This is a genomic window from Nocardia sp. NPDC049149 (assembly GCF_043197455.1).
In the GTDB taxonomy this organism is placed as follows: Bacteria; Actinomycetota; Actinomycetes; order Mycobacteriales; family Mycobacteriaceae; genus Nocardia.
In genome coordinates this window covers 574,959-594,555 of sequence record NZ_JBICTD010000005.1, presented here as the reverse complement: position 1 = coordinate 594,555, position 19,597 = coordinate 574,959, and the positions used below count along the sequence as shown (strand labels likewise).

The following is a 19,597-nucleotide window of genomic DNA, read 5'->3' as shown; positions in this document are numbered from 1 at the left end:
GGCGAGGTGACCGGCGGGCGCTGCGCTACGGCGTGGTGCGGAAGAACAGCGCGCGGTCGCCGTGCTCGGCGAGTGGGGTGGTCGCGCAAATCTGCCGCAAGCCGCTGGACGGCAGATAGGTCAGATTCGCGAACACTTGCGTGTTGCCGAACGCGGAGCGCAGTTTCGTCTCGGGCACACGGTCCGCGTTCAGGTCGGCAAGCATCTTGAAGTCCAAGGGTGCCAGCGGCTTGTCCAGGGGCGCCTGCCCTGCGGGTCTGCCGAGCGCGGCGTACTGGGTCGCCGCTCCGTGCTCGTACCAGCACAGCTCGTAGGCGATGTGCTCGGTCACCGTGATCGCGGCCACCGGCCAATCCTGGGACAGCCGCCGCGCCAACGGATGCTTGCCGACCGGCGTCAGTTCCCAGTTCAGGCTCATCACCGTCACCCAGCCGCCGTACGGCTGATCGATCAGGACGACGTCATCGCTGAGCGTTTCCGCGGTATTCACCTCGGCCTCGGCGATCTTCCAATGTTCTTCGTGCGTACCGAGATAACTGGCCCGGTCCAGCGGGTAGGCGTCGTCGGTTGCGTAGGCGCCGATGATCGCGGCGCGGATCTGCGCGATCGCGTCAGGGGTCGGACAGTAGACACTCAGGGCGCCGAAGCTGGTGCCGATCTGCACCGGCATCGACGGCGGATCGGGCTCGGCGCCGGGCACGAGGGGGCGCAGGCCGACGAGGGCCAGCTTCCAGTTGAGCTCCTCGACGGTCGACAGGTCGCCGGAGGACTTGAACAGGATCTGCTGCTGGGTCAGCCGCCCGGCCTGCTCCAAGGTGCGGCACCCGAGCTCGGCGAGCGCCTTGTACGACTTGGGCGTGAGGTCGAGATCTTGAATCCCGCACGCGCGCAGTCGGATCGACATCCCCGTCGAGGTGAACGCGGAGTACCGCTCGCGATACATCGAGAGGGCCTGCTTGCGCGACCTGCCGACCATGAGCGTGCGCAATAACGTGCTCAAGCTCGCGAGGTATTTGCCGGAAAGCTCCGGATTCGCCGCGGCCAGCGTGCTGCGAATCCGGGCCGCCTCCTCGGTCGCCGCGACGGCGGCGTCCTGATCGAGGCGGCCGAGCCAGACACCGCACTTGGACAGGCCGTCTGCGCAGAGCCCGGCGACCTCCGGATGTATCTTCGCCACTTGACGATAGGCGTCGCAGGCGCGGCGGATGGTGGTGGTGGCGAGTTCCCTGCGGCCGCTGTGCCGTGCCGCGAGTTCGACCGAGCGCAGCACCTCGTTCAGTTCGCCTGCCAATTTGGCGTCGAGCACCACCGCGCCGGTGGCGAGCAAGCGCAGCCGGATGCCGACCGCCTCCTCGGCAGGAGCCAGCCCCTCCCTGGTGCGATCGCGGGCCGACCCATCGGTTTTGGTGGCGATGAATGCCTTCGCGAGCTCACCGAGCGAGGTGGCGAGCCTAAGGTCCGCGGCAACCGATCGATCGAGCGCCGCATACCGATCGGCGGCGACCTGACGCTCCGCCGCGTCCAGATCCATCGAGACCCTCGTTTCAGGCATGTTCCTCCGCCGACGCGCGGTGCCCGCACACCGCTTTTCTTGGCTCCGAGTCTGTCACGGTTGCCGAGGCAGCGCATCTGTTGATTCGCCCAACGTGCGGATCGATGGGGGAGTGGGGGCGCCGGACGGTCGGCGCTCAGCACTGATCATTTGATGACCAGTTGATGACAACGTCTGGTGTGCAATTATTCTGCGCGACACCGGGTGTTCACCCTCGGTCTGCGCCGAATGCGTGATCGGGATTGGTAGGTGCCAGCGTGGGTGCGGATACGTCGCTGTGGTGTGCGCCGGTGGCGCGATGAGCCTGTATCTGCCCGAGGAACTGCGCTGGCTCGGCTGGATCGCGGGCGCGGCGTGGCCCGATGGCGACGAAGACAAGATGTTCGAGCTGGCGCGCGCCTGGGACCGCGCGAGCACCAAGGTGCGGCCACTGACGGATCAGGTGCTGATGGCGCGCCGAGCCGCCGAGCGCTCCTGGGAAGGTGAGGGCGGTCGGGCGATCGCCGCGGCCTATGACGCACTCCTGCATGGCGATCAGTCGTTGGACCGGCTTGCCGAACATCTGCTGCAGGTATCGAAAGCGGTCTTCAACACCGGAACCGAACTGGAAGCGACCAAGCTGACGATCATCGTCTCGCTGCTCGCGCTTGCTGTCGAAATCGCTTGGGCCTGGATGTTTCCGCCGACCGCACCGGCGGCCGAGGCGGCCGCCGTCGCTGCGACGCGAAGTTTTCTGCGGACGTTGGAGGATGAACTAGCGAAGAAGGTTGTCGCGCTCGCTAGCCAACTCGCCCAGAAGGTGGGTGTGCGCACCAGCCTGGTCAAGAACCTCGGCCTCTACGCGATGAAAATCCCGGAGAGCATGTTGATTTCGGGGGGCCTCGATCTCGTCGTGCAAGGCGCCCAATTGGCCAAGGGCACCCGCAAGGAGCTCAATTGGAAGCAGACGCTGATTTCGATGGCCGCCTCCGGCGTGGGGACCTACCCCGGTATCAAGTCCGCGCGTCAGGTCGGTCGAGGGTTCGACCGGCTGGCAGGAAAGACCTTCGCACCGAAGGTCGGTGACAGCGTCCGCTGGGCGACCGTCAAGCCGATGACCGGTGACATGCTGAAAGGCACTGCCACCGGTGTTGTTTCGGGTGCCGTCGGTACCTTCTTCGGGAACGCTGTCCTTGCGCCCATAGTCGGCGCCAGCGCGATGACTTCGGCGGAAAGCTGGGTCGGTGGCATGGTGCGCGGTGGCATGGTCGGTGCGGCGCGCGGTGGGTTCGGGGTGAAGATGGCGCCGGCCGACGGGAAACTGGGTCCATTCTCTCGCGTGTTCGACTCGAGCATGACGCCGGTGCGTGACGGTGCGATACCACAGCCGTCGCGTGATACCCACGAACTGCAGCCGATGGGCAGTTCGGCGACACCGTCGGATGTTGCACCACTGCCAACGCAAGGTGCACGGCCCGACAGTCCTCAGATCTCAACACCTGTTGGGGGCGTGGCACATTCAAGCGCGGACTCGCCGCGCGCGAGTGTTGCGAGCGCGCATGATTCGGCACCGACGCCAGCCAGCCGTGCGGCTGCCGAACCGTCGGTCACCGGTGCATCCGAGGCCACGCCTGCCTCGGCGTATGGCTCGCAGGGTGGGCCGAATGTGAACCCGCATGCGGCCGGGGCAGATTCACGCCCATCGCCGCCAATCAGTTCCGCCAGTTCGTCGGATGTGGGCCGGACCGGCGCGGAAGCAATTGGGGCGCGGGGAGGTTCGATGCCGACGGGGACGACATCGACCGGGACGACGACGCCGACCGGGACGACGACATCGACCGGGACGACGACACCGACCGGGACGACGACATCGACCGGGGCAACGACACCCGGGACAACGACACCCACCGGGACGTCTCCCGCAGGGGCGAGAGCCGCTGAGGGCGGCCCGCACTCGCCGGTCGCGGCCGACACTAACGCGCAACCGGTGAACGCTGGGCCGTCGGCGACCGCCCAGGCCCCGCACTCGCCGGTCGCGGAATCTCCGTCCCACGCCGCATCGCCTGCGAGCGAGGAGATGGTCCGGCCGGTCGACCATGGTCGAAGTGACAGCCCGGATTCGGCACGGCGCGACCCAGCGCACCGCGACTCGAGCGGCCCCTCGTCATCCGATGGACCGGAGCAGACAAGTACTCGTCCTCCGTCACTGAGCGAAGGCACACATCCTGTTCCGGTGCCGCTTTCGGAAGGGACTCCGCCGCAGACTCCGGGGCGCACTGTCTTGCCGGACGGCAAGGTGCAGGTCGTCCGTGCGGACGGCTCGGTGTGGGTGATCGACTACGACGGCACCGCACACAAGGTCACACCGGACGGGGAGACCGTGACGAAGTCGACGGCGTTGGCGGGCGGTGAGTTGAAAGGCAAGACGCGACCCAAGAAATGGCCGGACCATGTGCCGATGCCTGAACCGTATTGCTGGACGGGCACTCCCGGCAGCGGGTAGCCGCTACCGGGTCGACTCGGTATTCCGGCAGGCAAAGAGTAGGAGAAACAGACGATGGCATCCAGGATTTACGTCAACCCGGAACTGTTACGTACCCAGGTGGTGCCGATCACCGCAGAGATGCGTGACTCGGTGCGAGGGATTCTGCAGGAATTGTGCGGTGCGCTGGATGCCGCCGGACAGCCTTGGGGCACAGACAAATTCGGCAAGGAGTTCGCCGAGGGCGAGCACGGGTACCTGCGCGTGGCGGGGACGCTCCGGGACACCGTGGACGATCTGTCCAAGGCGCTCCTCGAGTTCACCGCCGGAATCACGAAGGCTGCGTACATGATGGATGGACAGGACGTCGGGTCCGCCATCGGGTTCGGGGCGAAATAAGTCGAGCATCGCCTCATGCTGCGCCGTGAACCCGTTGCGATGTCGGGTAATTCCGACCCTGCTGCGGGACCGGCGCCTCGGCGCCGGTCTGGTGCTACGTGAACGATTTGGTGTTGGTCTGCTCCGAGGATGCGAGGGCTTTCAGCGCCTTGTCCATCTCCGTCGATTGTTCGGTCATCCGCTTGACGTTGGTGTCCAGCGAGCCGAGGTGACTGTTGCGGCCAGCGAGATAGCCCTTCGGGCCGTCGGCGAAATCGTGGCCTGCCTTGTCGTCGCCCCAACACGCTCCGCGGCTCTCCATGGAGGAGCGCAAGCGGTTCACGATGGACTCGGTCTTCTTGGCGCATGCCTCGAAACCGGCTGCGCCCGCGCGGAACCCATCGACGTCGAACCTGACGATCTTTCCCATGGTGTGTCTCCTAGCTGGTGGATCGGATGGTGAACTCGTCGCTGATCGGGTCGTCGTCTTCGTCGACTTCCGAATAGTCGACGGTGCAGTCGAGCTGGCTTTCTCGGCAGATCTGTGCGAGAGACTCGAGTTTTGCTGCGGCAGTGGGTAGTTCACTCTGCATGCTGCCCTCGAGGAGGAACAGTACGTCGTTGTCGGCGTAGGCCTGATAGCAGTAGATGCTGATTGTGTCGTCCTCGAAGGTGGTCTCGAACCCCGCGTAGTGGACCTTCATTGTCAGGTCGCTATCGAGCCAGGACGACAGTGCCGTTTGGACGGCAGTGGCGTTGCCGCGGTTAATGCTGCCCTGGAATGAAACCTTCTGCATGAACTGTCCTCGCTTTTACGGTGCCGATTGGTTCGATGTGGGACGAGACATTACCTGCATGGCGGGCATGGTGTCGAAGTCGCCGTCTCGGATGAGGAATGAAATCGTATCGATTGCGAGTTCCGGATACGCTCCTTTGATTATCTTTGCGACCTTTTTCAGATCGGACACTTCCTGGTTCTTGGAGTTGATGAGGCCGACGTGAAATGCCCGTTCGAAGGTGTTGGATTTGGCGTTGTACTTCTTGTCGCCCTCGTTCTTGTCCGCTGCTTCTCTGGTTGATTTTATGTCTTTCGCGAGCTCAGCGAGTTGGGTGTGGCTCAATCCCGTGAGGGGGACGTTCATACCATCTGCGATGGTCTTCATTTTTCCATCGAAGTAGGAGATGAGCTTTTGGTCGTATGCGTGCTGGTCGATGAAGACGGCGAGGTCGACGTCTTGTGCTTCGGGTGTGCGGAGTGCAGATCCTTGGACGTAGACGGCGTCGGTCGGAATATTCGCTTTGGTCAACTCGCTGACGAGTTGGTTGCTGAACTTCTGAAAGCCTGCCTGGTCGGTGAATTTGTAGGGGTAGCCGCGTACACTGACTACCTCGGCCCAGTTCTGCATCTGCTCGGCCAAAACGGCAGCCGTGAGCGCCTTCTTCGTGCGTGAGCCGATTTTGATGAGATCCTCGGTGGTTCGATCATCGATGCCGAGCGCGCGGGCTTTGTCGATCAGCTGGACGAATTCCTCGGGCGTGTATTGCGGCTTGTTGAATCCGGCCCGGGCATTCGTCCATTCGTTGACCCTGGCGACGATCTCCTCGTGGGTGGTCGGGTGTTCGATGACCGGGTGTGTGGCGGTCTCGTCGGTCGCGATGTCGGCATGCGTGGGATTCTGCTGGGTGGTCGGCGGCTGTTCGAAGACGGGTTCACCGGTCCGCGAGCGGATTTCGATGGGTTCCTGGTTCGGGATTCCCGACTGTGGCGTGTGCTGGTTCGGTGTGCCGGTTTGCGGCGACGTGGCGGCGCGACGCGTGAGATCCGGTCTGGTTGTGCCTGAACTGGACTCGTTGGTGCCGGGGTGCAGAGTGATCGGCTGCTGGGTGGCCGGCCTGATGGGTGGGTCATCGAGAGTGAAGGCGATGTGTGGCGACACCTGCATGGCGGGCCTGGTGTCGAAGTCGCCGCCCCGGATGAGGAAGGAGACGGTGTCGATCTGGAGTTCGGGGTACCGGCCGATGATCGCCTTGGCGACGTCTTTGAGGGCGCGCGAATACGCGTGCTTGGAGTTGATGATGCCGACATCGATCGCTCGGGCGAAACCTTTAGCGTTGGAGTTGTACGCGTCGGGGTCGGCGTTGATTCGCTTGGCGAGGTCGATGAGTTGATCATGATTGAGGCCACGGACCGGGACTACGGCGTTGTCCGCGACGGTTCTGATCTTGGTGGCGAAATACGTGGTGAGAATGCCGTCGAAGTCCTCTTGATTGATGAAGACGGCGAGGTCGACGTCCTGCGCGGTGGGTTTACGGAGCGAGGATCCTTGGATGTACACCGTTTCGGTGGGCAACCCTTGCCTGGTGAGTTCGCCGAGGAGATCGTTGTTGAACCGTTGGAAGTGTTCGAGGTCGTTGAACTTGTAGGGGAAGCCGCGTTCGCTGACAACGTTCGCCCAGTTCTGCATCTGCGTGGTCAGTTCGCTTGCGGTGAGGGCCTTCTCCGCGCGTGATCCGATTTTGATCAGGTCCCCGATGGTCCGATCGTCGAGACCGAGCGCGTGGCCTTCGTTGATGAGTGCCACGAATTCCGCGGGTGTGTACTGCGGATTGTTGAACCCCCTGCGGGAACTCGTCCATTCATTGACACCGGCGATGATCGACTCGTGGGTGGCGGGTGAGTTCGTATCGTCGGTGTGCGCGATGGCGGTGTGATCGGCATCGGTGTGCAGTGTGTTCGGATGTGGTGGTTCTGGAGTCGTCGATGTGACGTTGACGTGGCTCGAGGTGATCACTGTGCCGTCGGGGTGCTTGGCCGGTCCGTACAGACCGTGCGCCCCGGCGCCGTGCATGCCGATGGCCGCGAACTTCGGCATATGTGTCAGGTCGACCGCGATTATTCCCTGGCGGGTCTGCACGGTCGGGTCCGGGCCGATTCCGCTCAGCCGGTGATACTTGTCGATGGTGCCGTCCGGATTCTCTCGGATCGTGGACCCGTTCGGCTCCGTCCAGGTTCGGGTGCCGTCCGGGTCCTGGCGGAATCGGAGATCGTCGGGGCGTGTCATGTGCAGCGTGCCGTCGCTGTCCTGGCGGTATCGTGTGCCGTCGCTGTTCACGCCATAGACGGATCCGTCCGGATGGGTTCGGTATTCGATGCCGGGGATGGGTTGCGGACGGTCACCATTGTGGTTCCACGGGTTCTCCAGAACCACCCGGATCGGCCGCCCATTGGCGTCGTGCTCGATGCCGACGAGCGAATACACGTGACCGCCGACCAAACCCGGGACTATCTCGGTGTTTTCGCGACCTGCGCCGAAGTGGTGCGTGGTGAGTGTCACCGTGGTGCCGCGGTCCAATGCGTACTGGATACGGTGACCGATCGACTCGGACAAGACGGTGAACGCGCCCATATGCCGGTCCTGCGCGTCACCGCCGAACGCGGTGCGCATGAATTCCTCGACACGGCTCCGCTCGGCGGGCCATCGGGTACCGAACCGCTCATCGAGATAGCCTCGAAAGCCCTCTGGCGTACCGAGATCCTCGGTACCGAGGAATGTCCTGTACTCGCGTGTAGCGGTGTCGGCATCGCCTGGATGCAACTGGTTCAGTTCCGCCCAGGTGTCAGTGCGCAGCTCGTGCGTGCGCAGGACCCAGTCGTCATACGCCGCCACGAACTGGCGGGAGAATTCGAGATCGCCGCCGATCTGCTCGTGCAGCGTATCGACATCGAAAACGAAGGGGCGCAGGAATTCGTAGTCGTCGGTAGAGCGTACTGGCTGTGTGAATCCGCCGTCCGGGCGCAGGTAGAAACCCTTGCCGAGCTTACCTGCGGTTTCTCCGGGAAGACCACCGTCGATGCCGTGGAATCCCAACCCTTTTCCGAACTGCAGCGCGTACGCCTTCTCGACCATCGCAGGCCACAGTGGACCGCCGGGTTCGTGTCCCGCGAAAGCTCCCCGGCCGCTGTCCGGACTGACATAGATCTGTTTTTCCACCCGAACCCACTCCGGTCGCGGCGGCCCGTCCGGTGTTTCCACCATGAACCGGACGCTCACGGTCCCATCGCCGTGGTCGTGGATGATCTCGGTGATCAAGTCCGGGTTGTGGGTGGCCAGGTTCATCAGGTCGGCGAGCAGATAGCAGTCGCCGGTGGTGCCCTGACGCACGTCCTCCGACTTCGGTCCGCCAGGGCCGAACAGCGGATCGTTGTGCCGATCGGCGGTGATCGGCATGGGCAGTGCGTCATTCGGAGCATTGACGAGATGCCACCAGGAATCCTTCGGATCCTTGATCCACTTCAGCGTGCCCGACTCGGGTTTCGCGACGTAGGTCGCGTCGCTCGGCAGGTGCACGACCGCGTTCGTATTCGCGTCGATGAACCGGGTTCCGCCGCCGGACACCTGCCGAGTGAGGACGCCTAGATTTCCGGTGGTGGACTGGAAAGTGAAGTCGTGCAATAGCTCCGCTGGCAGCCGCACCCACCGTCCGTTCGGTCCTGAGTTCGGCAGCACATCGTAGAAATGCTGGGTGCCTTGATAATGAGAGATGGCATGCAGAGTGGAGTTGTCCGGCAGGCGAACGAACTGGCCACCCGCATCGATCAGCGTGAGCTCATTGCCGCGCAGGTGAACAGGGACGGCGGGTTGTCGTGCCGTCCGATCCGCGGGCGCGAGATTGTGCAACAGCTCCGCGTCCGACAGGGTCGGCGGCCGAAGCCCCTCCTCGGAGAATGCGGTTCGTTGTGGATCCGTGGTGCCGACGGTCGATTCGGATCCGAGCTTCGTGAGCAGATCCTCGCCGAAGTAGGACTCGCCGTACTCGGGGTCGGTCGGGCCGGTGGGTTGGTGTTGCTCGGCGGGGGTGTCCCCGACATGCGGTCCCTTGGCCGGGTCTGTCGGTGGGAGGCCATGAGTTTCGCTCGGCGCCTGGGTGATCCGTTCGGGACGGGGACGGGTCGGGTCGACGATCGGCGCCGCATCGCGGCGGCCGAGTTTACTGATATCCGGTGCCAGACCCGCGGCGATCTTGGCGAAGGAGTCCAGCGACCCTGTCGGCCGGTGGCCGTCGGCGTCGTGGAAGTTGTAGTAGTTCGCGTGCGGCCCCAACGGGTTGGCCGAATGCCAGCCCGAAAGATACCCGGTGTGCAGGCGTGCGGCGCCGAATCCTTGGATGGACGGGTCGATGCCGAGGCCGGAGAGGGGAATCAGGTTGCGCAAGCCCTGCCTGCCGGTGCCGAGCTGGGTGAACACATCCCATGCCGAGGACACCACGTAGACCTTGTTGTCGCGGAGGCCGAAATGGCTCGCATGCTGCAGCGGGCCCGCGCCGGGCGAGCCGAGCAGCGTGATGGCGCCGACCTCACGCCGAAGGCGACCGCCCTCGCCAGCGTAGGCCGTGACGGTGCTGCCGTAGCTGTGGGCGAACAGATAGTTCGTATGCTCCGCCGAAGTGCCTGCCCCCCTGGCGTTTCCGCGGACAGCATTGAAGGTGGCGATGTCGCGGGCGAGTAGTTCACCGCCCTTCTTGGCCAGCCAAGGCGTGGCGATATCGTGCAGGCTGTCGAAGATCTTGCCGAATTTGGGCAGTTGTGGGTGTTCATAGCCGAGCCAGACCACTGACGCTGCGGTCTTGCCTGGTTCGAGATGGCGGAGGGTCTGCAGATAGTGGTCGGCCGCCTGGCCGAACTTCCTGCCGAGCTTGAGTACGTTGTTGCCGACGCCGCCGACGTGCCAGGATACCGAGTGTGCGGCGTCGACATTGCCGATGCTGATCACTGCTCGGCCCAGTCCATTGAAAGCCGTTGCGTCGTAGTGAAGTACGTGCACTGGCGGTGGGGTGACCGCCCCCTTGGTCGCCAGGCTCCGTGCCGTCTCATCGAACCCGGTCAGGCGTCGCTGGGTGTCCTCCAGGTTGCGCAGCTGCCGTTGCTCCATGGGGGTGAGCCGGTCCTTGGCGCGGAGCTCGTCGAGCTGGCGGGTGATCACCGAACGGTTCGCGCGGTCCCGGTCGGCCGCCGGGATCCCTTGGTTGTCGCCGACGGCGCGTGGCAGGTGCTCGATGAGTGCGTTCTGCTGCTCTGCGGACAACCTCTTCCACTCGTTCGCGACCGTGACTGCGTGCCGTTTCGCGGCGGAGATCGGCTGCGCGGAGGGGTTTTCCAGCAGCGGGCGCCAGTGCTCGACGAGTGCGGTGGTGTCCACGTCGGTCAGTGGGAGGTGTGGTGTCGGAGGGATCGATGTCGGTTCGTTGTGCGTCGTGGTGGTTTCGCGGGTAGTGCTCGGCACCTCGGTGTGCACGAGATTCGGGGCAGCCGAGCTCGGTTGGAGGTTCGTCGGCGGTCGTGGGGTACTACCGTCGCCTGTCGTGGACGAGGTGGAATCCGGCGTGCCTGCGCTGCGGTCGTCCGCGATCGTCACGCCGTAGTCCTCGAAATGCTCGAGAATCGGGTGGAGCACATCGGCGTCGCTTGGGGTGAAATTGTTCTTGCCGGTCCCGAACCAGTCCTTGAAAGCTCCGATGAACTTGTCGACATCGTGCTGGCTGACTGTGGTTTCGGCGAGCTTGATCGCGTACGACATGCCGAACTCGTAGAAGAAGCTCTGGAAGTTGTCCTGATCGACGGTCGTATTCCGCGCGCTCAGCGTGCGCGCGGAACCGGTCGTTTCCAGGTATTCCCTGATGGAGTCGAACAGTGGAGAGGTATCTGCGGACACCGGTTCCGGCACCGCGTGGATGACGGCTGCGCCGGTGAATTCGCGCACGCGTAGCTGGCCGCCGCTCCAGTCCGCGCTGTGATGTCCGATCAGTTCTTCGGTGCGGTCGCGGAAGCCTTGGGTTGGCTCGTGGAGGATGTTGTGGCCGCCGATCCAATGCCCGCCTGGCCTCAGCAGTTCGGCGACGGTATCGAAAACCTGGGTACGGTCGCTTTTCCAGTCGGAGAACCAGGAGTCCTTGTCCATGACGAAATCGAACTTTTCGGAATGTGTTTCGACGAACTCGTCGTAGGTCTTGGCGATGAACTCGATGGTCTGTACAGTGCGCGTCCCATCCGAGACCGTGAATGCGGCGCTGTCCTGGCGCTTTTCGACGCTCAGCTGGTGATCGCCGCGCATCATAGCCTTGACGCGCTGTTCGATCACCGCAGCAATGCTGTCCAAATGCGCTGTGCGCTTGGCGCTGTCGCCCTGTGCCGCGGGGTCGAAGGAGACCAGGACGATGTGTTCGGCCCGCGTAGCGAGCAGCGGGTGCTCGATATCGGCGTCGCCACCGAGGTAGAGCAGCTTTCTCCCAGGCAGCTCGGCCTCGTTGAGCGCGAGCAGGGATTCGATGCGGTTGTAGCGCGCTTCGAGAGTGTTCAACCAGCGCCGACTGGCGTCGTGGTCGACCCACGAGGGCGGTATCGGCTCGACCGTCGTTGTCGGCTGTTGCTGTGCTTCAGTGGGTTCGGTACCGGGAGAATGCCGGTCCGGGCGCGTGGAATCATGTTCCGGTGCAGGCCGATTGGTGGTATCGCCGGAGTCCGGCCATGGTTGCCGCGGTATCGCGTCGGCTTCGGCTGGATGCACTGAGGCGGCGGCATGTTCGGGGCCGACATGTCGGATCGAGGGCGGTGCCGCTGCGTCGGCAGCGGCAGGCGAGACGGGGATATCGAAGTCCGCCGGTGGCGGCGGGAACGGGATATCGAGGTCGCCGCTGCGTGGCGAAACGCGGTTGCCGAGGTCGTCAGGTAGTGGGGGAGTCGGTTCGTCGAGGTCGGCGGGGCGCGGGGGAACGGGCTTGTCGAGATCGGCGCGTTCGTTGAGAGCGGATTCGTCGGTGGTCGGCGGCGCGGGATCGACGGTGCGGGTGTGGATCCAGTGGTCGGTCGACACGGTGGCCAGAGTGCCGTCGGGGTGGACGGCGACCCGGTAGTGCCCGCTGTCGGCGGTCTCGCGGTACAGCACGCCGACAGGTTGGCCGGGGAAACCGTCGTGCCGGCTGGTGATGCTGCCATCGGCATGCAGCACCACAAGATTCAGCTCGAAGACGCGGGCAGCCAGTGGGATCACGAAGTCGGCTGCCTCGTTGTGGGTGCCGTTGCGGATGAGTTGGTTGAGCTGGCGGTCGAACTCGGCTTCGATCGCCTGGTCGTTCCAGAGTCGTTCGGGACGTGTGGTTTCGAGCTTATTGCCGAAGTCCGCACGATAGAACTCGCGATTCAGGTTGAGTTCGACGGTGAGCCTGGCGCGCAGGTCGAGGTGCCCGTCCTTGCCGAGACCCATGACTTCGGCGAGGGCATGGAACACGCCGTCGCCGTTCTCAGGCATCGGCTTCCAGTTGCCTGCCGGTGGCTGAATGCCGTTGAGCTGCTGCGAATCCTCGGTGCGAACTGCGGAGTGATCGCTCGCCGGCGCTGCCGGTGGATCCGTGGCCGGGCGTGGTCCGGTCTCGTCGATGGGTAGCGAGCGAGCGTCATCGGGTGCACCGTCGTGCCGGGTGAGTTCAGTGTCGGGCTGGGTGGCTTGCGACGACGTGTCCGTCGACTCCGGAGCAGCGGCCCGTCCGTTCCGGCGAGGCCGGTCAGTGCGGTCGGTGCGATCGGTGCGGTCGCGAGTGCGGTCGAGCAGCGCGGCGGCGCCGTCCGGCGGTGGCGTCGAACCATCCTGCGCACGGCTGGATCCCGTACGTTCACCCGACGGAGGGATCGGGCGGGTTGATCCGTCGTTGAGTGGTGTTGTCCGCTGAGCCAGCGGATCGGGTGCGGCGTGTCCTGCCCCCGGCAGACCGGGGCGGGTGTTGCCAGGTGCGGGCGCCGGGTGCGTGACCGCCCCGGATGACGGCGAGTTGCCGTGGACCACAACCCGTTCGGTGTCGGGCCGGCTCGGCGTCGGTACCTCGGTCGTCGACTTTGCGGCGAGCGGGCTGGCGGCGCGGTCGCCGAGGGCGTGCGCGTCGGCAACGCTGTCTGCGCGTGACGGCGTCATCCCAGGCCTGGCGGTGTCGCCGGGCAGACCCGTCCGCGGGCCGGTCGTCGACGGTGCGGCGGTTCTGCTTTCGGGCGCGGTGCCTGCCGGTCGGGCTCCGGTCCCGGTGTCGGACGCCGGACCTGTTTGACGTGCTCCGGTGTCGGGAGTCGGGCTGGGGTGGCGGCTTCCGATGTCGGGAGCGGGGCCTGCGTGGCGGATTCCGGTCCCCGGGTCAGCGCCTGCGGGCCTGGCATCGGGGGCGGTAGGTGTGCTCGGCCTGCCGATATCGCCGCTGTGCGGCACGGGGGCGGTGGTCGTCGTGTTGGTGTGGTGCACCGACACCGGAGCAGTCGTCGCCGAGCCGGACGGCACTGTGCCGTGCGAGCTTTGGCTGCCTGAGTTCGGGTGGGTCGACGATCCATCGCTGATCGCCGCTGGGGCAGAGGTGCCCGCGCGGTGCTCGCCCGCGGGGGATGTCGGCGTGCTCGACGGAGGGATCGGCCTGGCAGCGCTGGGTTGAGCGGTATCCGAACTTGGTGCGGCCATGAGGGATTGGTACGAAGGCGGTGGTGCTTCGTACGGCGGCGGTGGCTCGCGCAGAGCGAGGGACCGCGGGTTGGTGGGATTGCCGTTCGGCGCCCTTCCGGTGCTGCCTGCACCGGGTCGAGGTGCGTTGCGGTATTCGGTGACACCGGAGACTGCGCCGGACAGGGCACCGCCGATCGCGCCGCCAAGCATGCGCGGATCGAACTCCCATTCGCCGGTGAGGATCCCGCCCGCGATAAACCCACCGCCGACGCCCGCCAGGCCCGCGGGGACCGCGGCGCCCACCGCGCGGAATCCAGCGCCCCACATGCTCTTCGGTGGGCCCGCCCACTTGTTGATGAGCGTGCCTGCCCCGTGTGCGACGGGAAACGCAACGGCCGCACCGGCTGCCGAGGTGGCTGCGGCGATGCCGACCTGTTTCCAGTCGATGTGGTCGCGTCGGCCGCGGCCGACTTGGTACGCCTGGATCCCGAGTTCCTGCCCGAGGCCGATGGCGGTCTCGACGACGACCGTGATTCCGAGCTTCTTCATGAACGATTGGCTCGCGAATTTGGCGCCTACTCGCAGGATCGCGTCGAGCATCCGCTGGAAGATATTGCGGGCAGCGATCTGCGCCGCCGTCTCGATCGCGGGCACCGCGGCCGAACCGAAGAGAGTAGTCAACGCCCAGGCGATTTCGGCGGCGGTGATGGCCAGCGTGGTGATGATCTGCAGCTTCGAGTACTCGATCTGGGTGCCGCAGTTCCTGACGTAGTCGCCCAGATCGGCAAGACCTTTGGCGAGCGACTCGATGGAGGTGTCGCCCTTGAAATAGGTGTCGAAGTCGGCTCGCATCGCGTCGGCGCCGTCGCCGTCGTAGGACAGCAGGGTGATGTCGGCGGCCTTCTTGAGGTCGGGGATGATGGTGCGCAGCTCACTGCTGGCGCGCTTCCAGTCGTCGCCGAGGCCGAACAGCTGATCCTCGTCGCCTTCCGGCCACTCCGAACCCGCCAGGTAGCTGACCCACTCCAGCCACGGCGGCATCGTGATAGTCATCGCGCGCGACTACCAGCTGTCGTCGGCGAGCGAGGGACGGGGAGTCGAACCCCGCAGCTGCTCGACGTTCTCGAATTCCGTGGCAGTGTCGACTATCTGGCGATCCTCGGCGTTCGGCGGTGAGGTCGGAGCAGGCACCGGCTTGGGGGTCAGCTCCGGCAGGTCCGCCATCCCCGGGATGATCTCGGACAAGGTGGGCAGCCGTGCGCGGGTGCGTTGCAGGGGCTTGAAGAGTTCCTCGGCCTTGAGTTTGACCTCCGCCGCAGCGGCCTGCGCCGCCTCGGTCATCGCCTCGGCGATCTCGTCGTAGCTCAGATCGCTGATGTCGTCGGCGAATCGGGTCTGGATCAGTACCCCGTCGGCGTTGACCGTCACCTCGATCCGCTTCTCGCAGGCGGTGGCACTGGCGGTGAGCAGCGCCCGTCGCTGGTGGGCATCGCCGATCGAGCGCAGGTGCGTCTGGACGTTGTCCAAGAGGTCGGCGAGATTCGCCTTTGCCGCTTCGTTGGCCATGTCAATCCTCCACGACATCGAGGCCATTACGGCGTGGTCGGCTTCCTGGTCTCGGAAGGTTACCTGTGTCCTCCCCTCGGGCGGGAGCTTCGAGAACCGTTGGCGTACGGGGGTTTTCCTGGGCTTATGCGATTACATGACGGGTTGCTGATGCGCAGATGATGCTCGGGTCGCGGTGATTTCGCCGTGGCGGGACTCTTCCGAAGGGGCATGAGCTTTCGATGATCCGCGGGTGATCCGCGGGTGATCGACCGTGGTGTTGAATCCGAGTGCGCGACATCTGAACTGCGGCGGTCGAGGTGTCCGGGATCCAGGATCGACGGCGCCGCAACGGTATCGGAGGGCTGACGTGGGTGGTTCCTATACGCTCGAGCTGGAAACCAACGTAGCGAGGGATTGTGCCGCTGCCTGCGCGGAGCTGATCAAAGAGTTCGACGCGATTCGGCGATATGTGGAGTCGGTACATCCGGTCGACGGCATCGGCAATCTGCACTCCGGCGACCAGTTGGAGCAGAAGTTCAAAGAGAAGCTGAAAACGCTCGGTACCACGCTGGGTAAACACATCACGTTCGTTACCAGCATGGGGCAAAAGTTCATTGATGCTGGTAAGGCGTACGCAGCCGCTGAGGATGTCTCGGAGCACGACCTGAGAGCCCTGACCGACATTTCGCTCAAGCCTGATCCATCGAGATCTATTCCGCTGGAGTGGAAGAAGGGGCTCACCAGGGAAGGTGGGGCTCCGACGGTTCCGCAAATTCTGGCGCCGAAGGAACTCGGCCGTACAGACAGTCCAACTATTTCCCCGGAGAATGGTGCCAATTTGGACTGGGGTCAGCTGGTCGCGTATCAAGTGGCTAGCGATATGAACCCGATGATGACGGTGAGTGAAGTTTTCGCCAAAGTCAAGGAGGACACTGGCGCGAAGACTGAAATTCTTGGCAATAAGATCGCGCGCACCGAGGGCAGGTGGCGCGGTGAAGGCGGGGATGCGGCCCGCAAGTTGGCCGCCGAATACGCCGCTGGAGTCAAGAATGAGCTGGGGGACAGCTTGGAGATGTTGAGCGTCAATGCAAAGTACACCGCGGAGTGGGTTGGTTACCTGAAGAAGGAGCTGGCGCCGATGCTGACGACACCCGTCCTCGATCAGGAAAAGCTGCTTCCGTCATTTCGTGACAAATTCACCGCGGTATATGTTCCCGGAATCCAAACGTCCGATAAATCGTTCGCCCATATCCCGCAGCCGCGAGGATTAGGCGGTACCGGAACTACGAGCACCGATGGTAGTAAGAGCCCCACCGACAAAAAGGGCGACGGTGCCAAAAGCGACCCCAGTAAGGGCGGGGGCGGATCCGGTGACGGCGAAAAGGGCGGCGCCGGTGCAGAGGGCGGCCCCGGTCCCGGTCCGAAAGGCGGCGCCGGTGCAGAGAAGGGCGGCCCTGGCCCTGGCGAGGGCAGCAAGCCCGATCCTGCGAAACCCGACCCGTCGAAACCCAAGCCGGAGATTCCGAAACCTGACCCGACTCAACCTAAGCCGGAGGTTCCGAAACCCGGGCTTCCCGGGCAGCCGAACCCCAATGTTCCTGGTGGCAATGTCCCAGGACTAGGTCCCCAAGTCCCGAATCTGATCGCGCCGTTGCTTACCGCGCTCGGGCAGGGCGTGCAGATGGTCGGCCAGGCGATTCAGGCCGGAGTCCAGGCCGATGCCGCGTTGAAGGCCGCACTGCCCGCCCTCAAACTCCCCGAGGGTGTCGGACCTGGTCCTGGCGAGCCCCCCAAGGAAGGTGGCCCGAACGGCAGGGGTACGCCTCCGGCGAAGCCCAGTCTGATGGAGCTGAAGGCGAAAGCCTTTCCCCGAGCATCGATTCCGGGCAGGGCCGGTGAAGTGCTCATGCCGGGGATGCCCTTCGGACCGGGCGCGGGCATGCCAGTCATGCCGCCGGGCGGAGCGGGCCACAACTCGTCGGTGCAGGCGCAGGGCGCCAAGCCGGCGAAGTTCCTCGACGAACCGTTCCTCGAAGAGTTCGGGATCGAGCCCGATGCCGTCCGACCGGTGATCGAGTCATGACGACGTGGTCGTACACCGATCTGGAATTCGCGGTGCTGTGGGAGCGGCACTCCGACTACCCATTTCCCGTTCCGTTCACCTACACCTCCCGAATCCCGCTGCACAACGACTATGTGGCGGAAAAGCAGCAGACCTGGGAACGGATGCGCGGCGAGGTAACCGCCGAGGTAGTCGGCGCGATGGAAACCGTATGCAGCCCTGACGTTTTCGTGAGCGTGCGCGGCTGGTGCGATCAGGACATGGACGATCCGGAAAAGCGGATCAGGATATTCGCCGCGCGGACCGGCGTTCGCGCCTATGTGGTGACGCAATCGCCCGGCGAAACCGTATGGCACAGCAGCGGTTACACGGTCAGCGAGTGCGATCCGCGCGGCCTTGCCGCAGATCTGGTCGGGCGGCTCGCCGACGTCGAGGCAGGCAAGCTCCGCAATACCGTTGTCGTTCCCGAGGTCGAGGATCCCAACGCGGGGCCGTGGGGTGCACAGGTGGCCGACGACGGGCAGGCGACGCTCGCCGCCCGCAGCAAGAAGTTCTTCGCCATCGAGGCCACCACCACCGGCGAGATCGCCATACGCCAGGGGCGGTCGAAGTACGGTCCGCGCGGAATTCGCCAGCAGGTATTGCAATGGCGCGACCTTCCCGACGACGGACGCTACGTGATCGGGCCGGAGGAACCACCGGTGGCCATCGGCACCGGAAAGCGGCGCTTTATCGGCCTCATCGACGCAGGCATCGAACTGATGATTGACCGACTCGAAACACATTGGGAATCAGAGGAGTTCACGGTGGGATCGACGCAGCGAGGGCAGGAGCCGACGTGGTGAATCAATCGATGCAGGGGTACCGTGAGCAGGTTGCCCCGGATGATCTGGGCGGGTCGTCCCCCGATGTGGCATTCACGTTGGCCTTCGGCGGCGATGCCGAGCTGGTCGACGTCGCGGCAGAGCAAGGTACAAGCCCGGCCGGCGCCGGTGCGGTCGTGGCTCCCGATCTTGCCGAGCGGGCGATGCACTCGGAGGACCTACTTCGCAGAATCGCCACGGAATTCGTGAACGAGGCTCCGGCTGACTGGCAGCACCTCGATGTGTTGCTCGTCCTCACTGTCGCGGGCGGGACGGCGCTGGCCTACTTCACCGTGGCCGACGAGACCATGGTGCAGGCCCAGCCGCCGACGCCGGTGATCGAGCTGGCACACGAGCATCGCACGGTGTCGGCCGAGCTGACCGGCCGACCTTGGTGGCGATTGATGGTGCGGTTCACTGCTGCCGCTGAGTTGTTCGTCGATTACGACTACGGCGACGAGCCGATACCGGCCGATGATCGGCTGCCCGCAGAGGCGTATGAGGCGGACCTGCAAGCCTTTCCGCGCGAGCGGGTGCCGGTGTGGCTCGGGGCGTATCTCGATCAGACCGGTAGGCAGCTGCGCTCGCCGGAGGAGGCGGCCGAACACGCCATGACCGAACAAGGCAGGTGTGCTCGCACCGACGAGTTGCCGCCGTTGCCGGAGCTGTGGGCGCGCTGGGCGGTGATCTCAGCGGCGTTCGTTGCCGCTGGCTCCGGGTGGGGTCCGCGAATGCTGTTGGCAACGGGCTGGTTCGAGGGCAGCACGCACGGCGGAAGCACACTGCATGTGCTGCCCGGTGGCCGGGCGGTCCTGTCCGGTGGCACCGCCAACGCGGCGGCGTTGGACGCGGCGTACAACGACGGCCGCGACTTTCCCGAACTGTATGGGGGCGCTCCGGATTGGGTCGCGGACCCGGTCCTGAACGTGCGAGCGCAGCAGGGACTGCTTTCCTTCTGCTATTGGTGGGACGGCGACGGCTGGCAGCACAGCGGGTCGCCGATCGCGGCGCAGATCAGCGATGCGGTGCCGGGTATCTGGACCGCCGACACCGTGATCGATGTGGTGTCGACCGCTCTACCGGCGGAGCGCGGACAGGTCGCGGCGCTGCTCAGCGCCGCCGAAAGCGGCAGTGTCACTCGCGAGCTGCTGGCGAAGGTCCTCGGTGCCGATGACCGGTTCGCGGCCGCCAAAGCCTGGTATCAGCTTTCGCTCGCCGGTGTGATCAGTCGCGATGCGGCTTAGCGATGACCGCGCGGACATC

The 19,597-nt window shown here is 64.9% G+C and carries 10 protein-coding genes; 5 read left to right on the top strand and 5 right to left on the bottom strand.

Annotated elements, in window-relative coordinates; all coding sequences use genetic code 11:
- Positions 1 to 25 precede the first annotated feature (25 nt).
- The gene (locus ACGFNJ_RS23190) at positions 26 to 1,552 is read right to left on the bottom strand and encodes a hypothetical protein (RefSeq protein ID WP_393451697.1); all 1,527 of its coding nucleotides are present in this window, start codon (positions 1,550 to 1,552) and stop codon (positions 26 to 28) included.
- A 298-nt stretch (positions 1,553 to 1,850) separates the two neighbouring features.
- On the opposite strand from ACGFNJ_RS23190, the gene ACGFNJ_RS23185 reads away from it, so the two are divergent.
- Positions 1,851 to 4,034 carry a hypothetical protein gene (locus ACGFNJ_RS23185; protein ID WP_393451694.1) on the top strand — a complete coding sequence of 728 codons (2,184 nt, stop codon included), beginning with the start codon at positions 1,851 to 1,853 and terminating at the stop codon, positions 4,032 to 4,034.
- Positions 4,035 to 4,088: 54 nt separating this feature from the next.
- Positions 4,089 to 4,412, top strand: a complete 324-nt coding sequence (locus ACGFNJ_RS23180; RefSeq protein WP_393451691.1) for a hypothetical protein — start codon at positions 4,089 to 4,091, stop codon at positions 4,410 to 4,412.
- A 94-nt stretch (positions 4,413 to 4,506) separates the two neighbouring features.
- Here the strand turns inward: ACGFNJ_RS23180 and ACGFNJ_RS23175 are convergent, their stop codons facing one another.
- The 4 genes from ACGFNJ_RS23175 to ACGFNJ_RS23160 are packed head-to-tail and all read right to left on the bottom strand — an operon-like array spanning position 4,507 to position 15,427.
- Positions 4,507 to 4,821, bottom strand: a complete 315-nt coding sequence (locus tag ACGFNJ_RS23175; protein WP_393451688.1) for a hypothetical protein — start codon at positions 4,819 to 4,821, stop codon at positions 4,507 to 4,509.
- Positions 4,822 to 4,831: 10 nt separating this feature from the next.
- On the bottom strand, positions 4,832 to 5,188 hold the full coding sequence (locus tag ACGFNJ_RS23170) for a hypothetical protein (RefSeq protein WP_393451685.1): 357 nt from the start codon (positions 5,186 to 5,188) through the stop codon (positions 4,832 to 4,834).
- Between the two features lie 15 nt (positions 5,189 to 5,203).
- A complete protein-coding gene (locus ACGFNJ_RS23165) occupies positions 5,204 to 14,914 on the bottom strand; it encodes an alpha/beta hydrolase (RefSeq protein ID WP_393451682.1) in 9,711 nt (3,236 codons plus the stop codon).
- A 9-nt stretch (positions 14,915 to 14,923) separates the two neighbouring features.
- On the bottom strand, positions 14,924 to 15,427 hold the full coding sequence (locus tag ACGFNJ_RS23160; RefSeq protein ID WP_393451679.1) for a YbaB/EbfC family DNA-binding protein: 504 nt from the start codon (positions 15,425 to 15,427) through the stop codon (positions 14,924 to 14,926).
- Between the two features lie 349 nt (positions 15,428 to 15,776).
- On the opposite strand from ACGFNJ_RS23160, the gene ACGFNJ_RS23155 reads away from it, so the two are divergent.
- From ACGFNJ_RS23155 to ACGFNJ_RS23145, 3 genes are read left to right on the top strand one after another with little or no spacing between them, the layout of a single operon-like run.
- Entirely contained in the window at positions 15,777 to 17,492 is a 1,716-nt protein-coding gene (locus tag ACGFNJ_RS23155) for a hypothetical protein (RefSeq protein WP_393451676.1), read from the top strand.
- Positions 17,489 to 18,316: an ESX secretion-associated protein EspG gene (locus tag ACGFNJ_RS23150; protein WP_393451673.1), complete on the top strand. Its 828-nt coding sequence runs from the start codon at positions 17,489 to 17,491 to the stop codon at positions 18,314 to 18,316. The genes ACGFNJ_RS23155 and ACGFNJ_RS23150 overlap by 4 nt, the downstream gene beginning before the upstream one ends.
- The gene (locus tag ACGFNJ_RS23145; RefSeq protein ID WP_393451670.1) at positions 18,310 to 19,578 is read left to right on the top strand and encodes a hypothetical protein; all 1,269 of its coding nucleotides are present in this window, start codon (positions 18,310 to 18,312) and stop codon (positions 19,576 to 19,578) included. Before ACGFNJ_RS23150 ends, ACGFNJ_RS23145 begins: the two co-directional genes overlap by 7 nt.
- Positions 19,579 to 19,597: the final 19 nt, after the last annotated feature.

What these genes read in the sequence shown, in the direction of transcription:
- ACGFNJ_RS23175 (WP_393451688.1), bottom strand. Translation starts at nt 4,821, where the DNA reads ATGGGAAAGATCGTCAGGTTCGACGTCGATGGGTTCCGCGCGGGCGCA.
- ACGFNJ_RS23170 (WP_393451685.1), bottom strand. Translation starts at nt 5,188, where the DNA reads ATGCAGAAGGTTTCATTCCAGGGCAGCATTAACCGCGGCAACGCCACT.
- ACGFNJ_RS23180 (WP_393451691.1), top strand. Translation starts at nt 4,089, where the DNA reads ATGGCATCCAGGATTTACGTCAACCCGGAACTGTTACGTACCCAGGTG.
- ACGFNJ_RS23150 (WP_393451673.1), top strand. Translation starts at nt 17,489, where the DNA reads ATGACGACGTGGTCGTACACCGATCTGGAATTCGCGGTGCTGTGGGAG.
- ACGFNJ_RS23165 (WP_393451682.1), bottom strand. Translation starts at nt 14,914, where the DNA reads ATGACTATCACGATGCCGCCGTGGCTGGAGTGGGTCAGCTACCTGGCG.
- ACGFNJ_RS23160 (WP_393451679.1), bottom strand. Translation starts at nt 15,427, where the DNA reads ATGGCCAACGAAGCGGCAAAGGCGAATCTCGCCGACCTCTTGGACAAC.
- ACGFNJ_RS23190 (WP_393451697.1), bottom strand. Translation starts at nt 1,552, where the DNA reads ATGCCTGAAACGAGGGTCTCGATGGATCTGGACGCGGCGGAGCGTCAG.
- ACGFNJ_RS23185 (WP_393451694.1), top strand. Translation starts at nt 1,851, where the DNA reads ATGAGCCTGTATCTGCCCGAGGAACTGCGCTGGCTCGGCTGGATCGCG.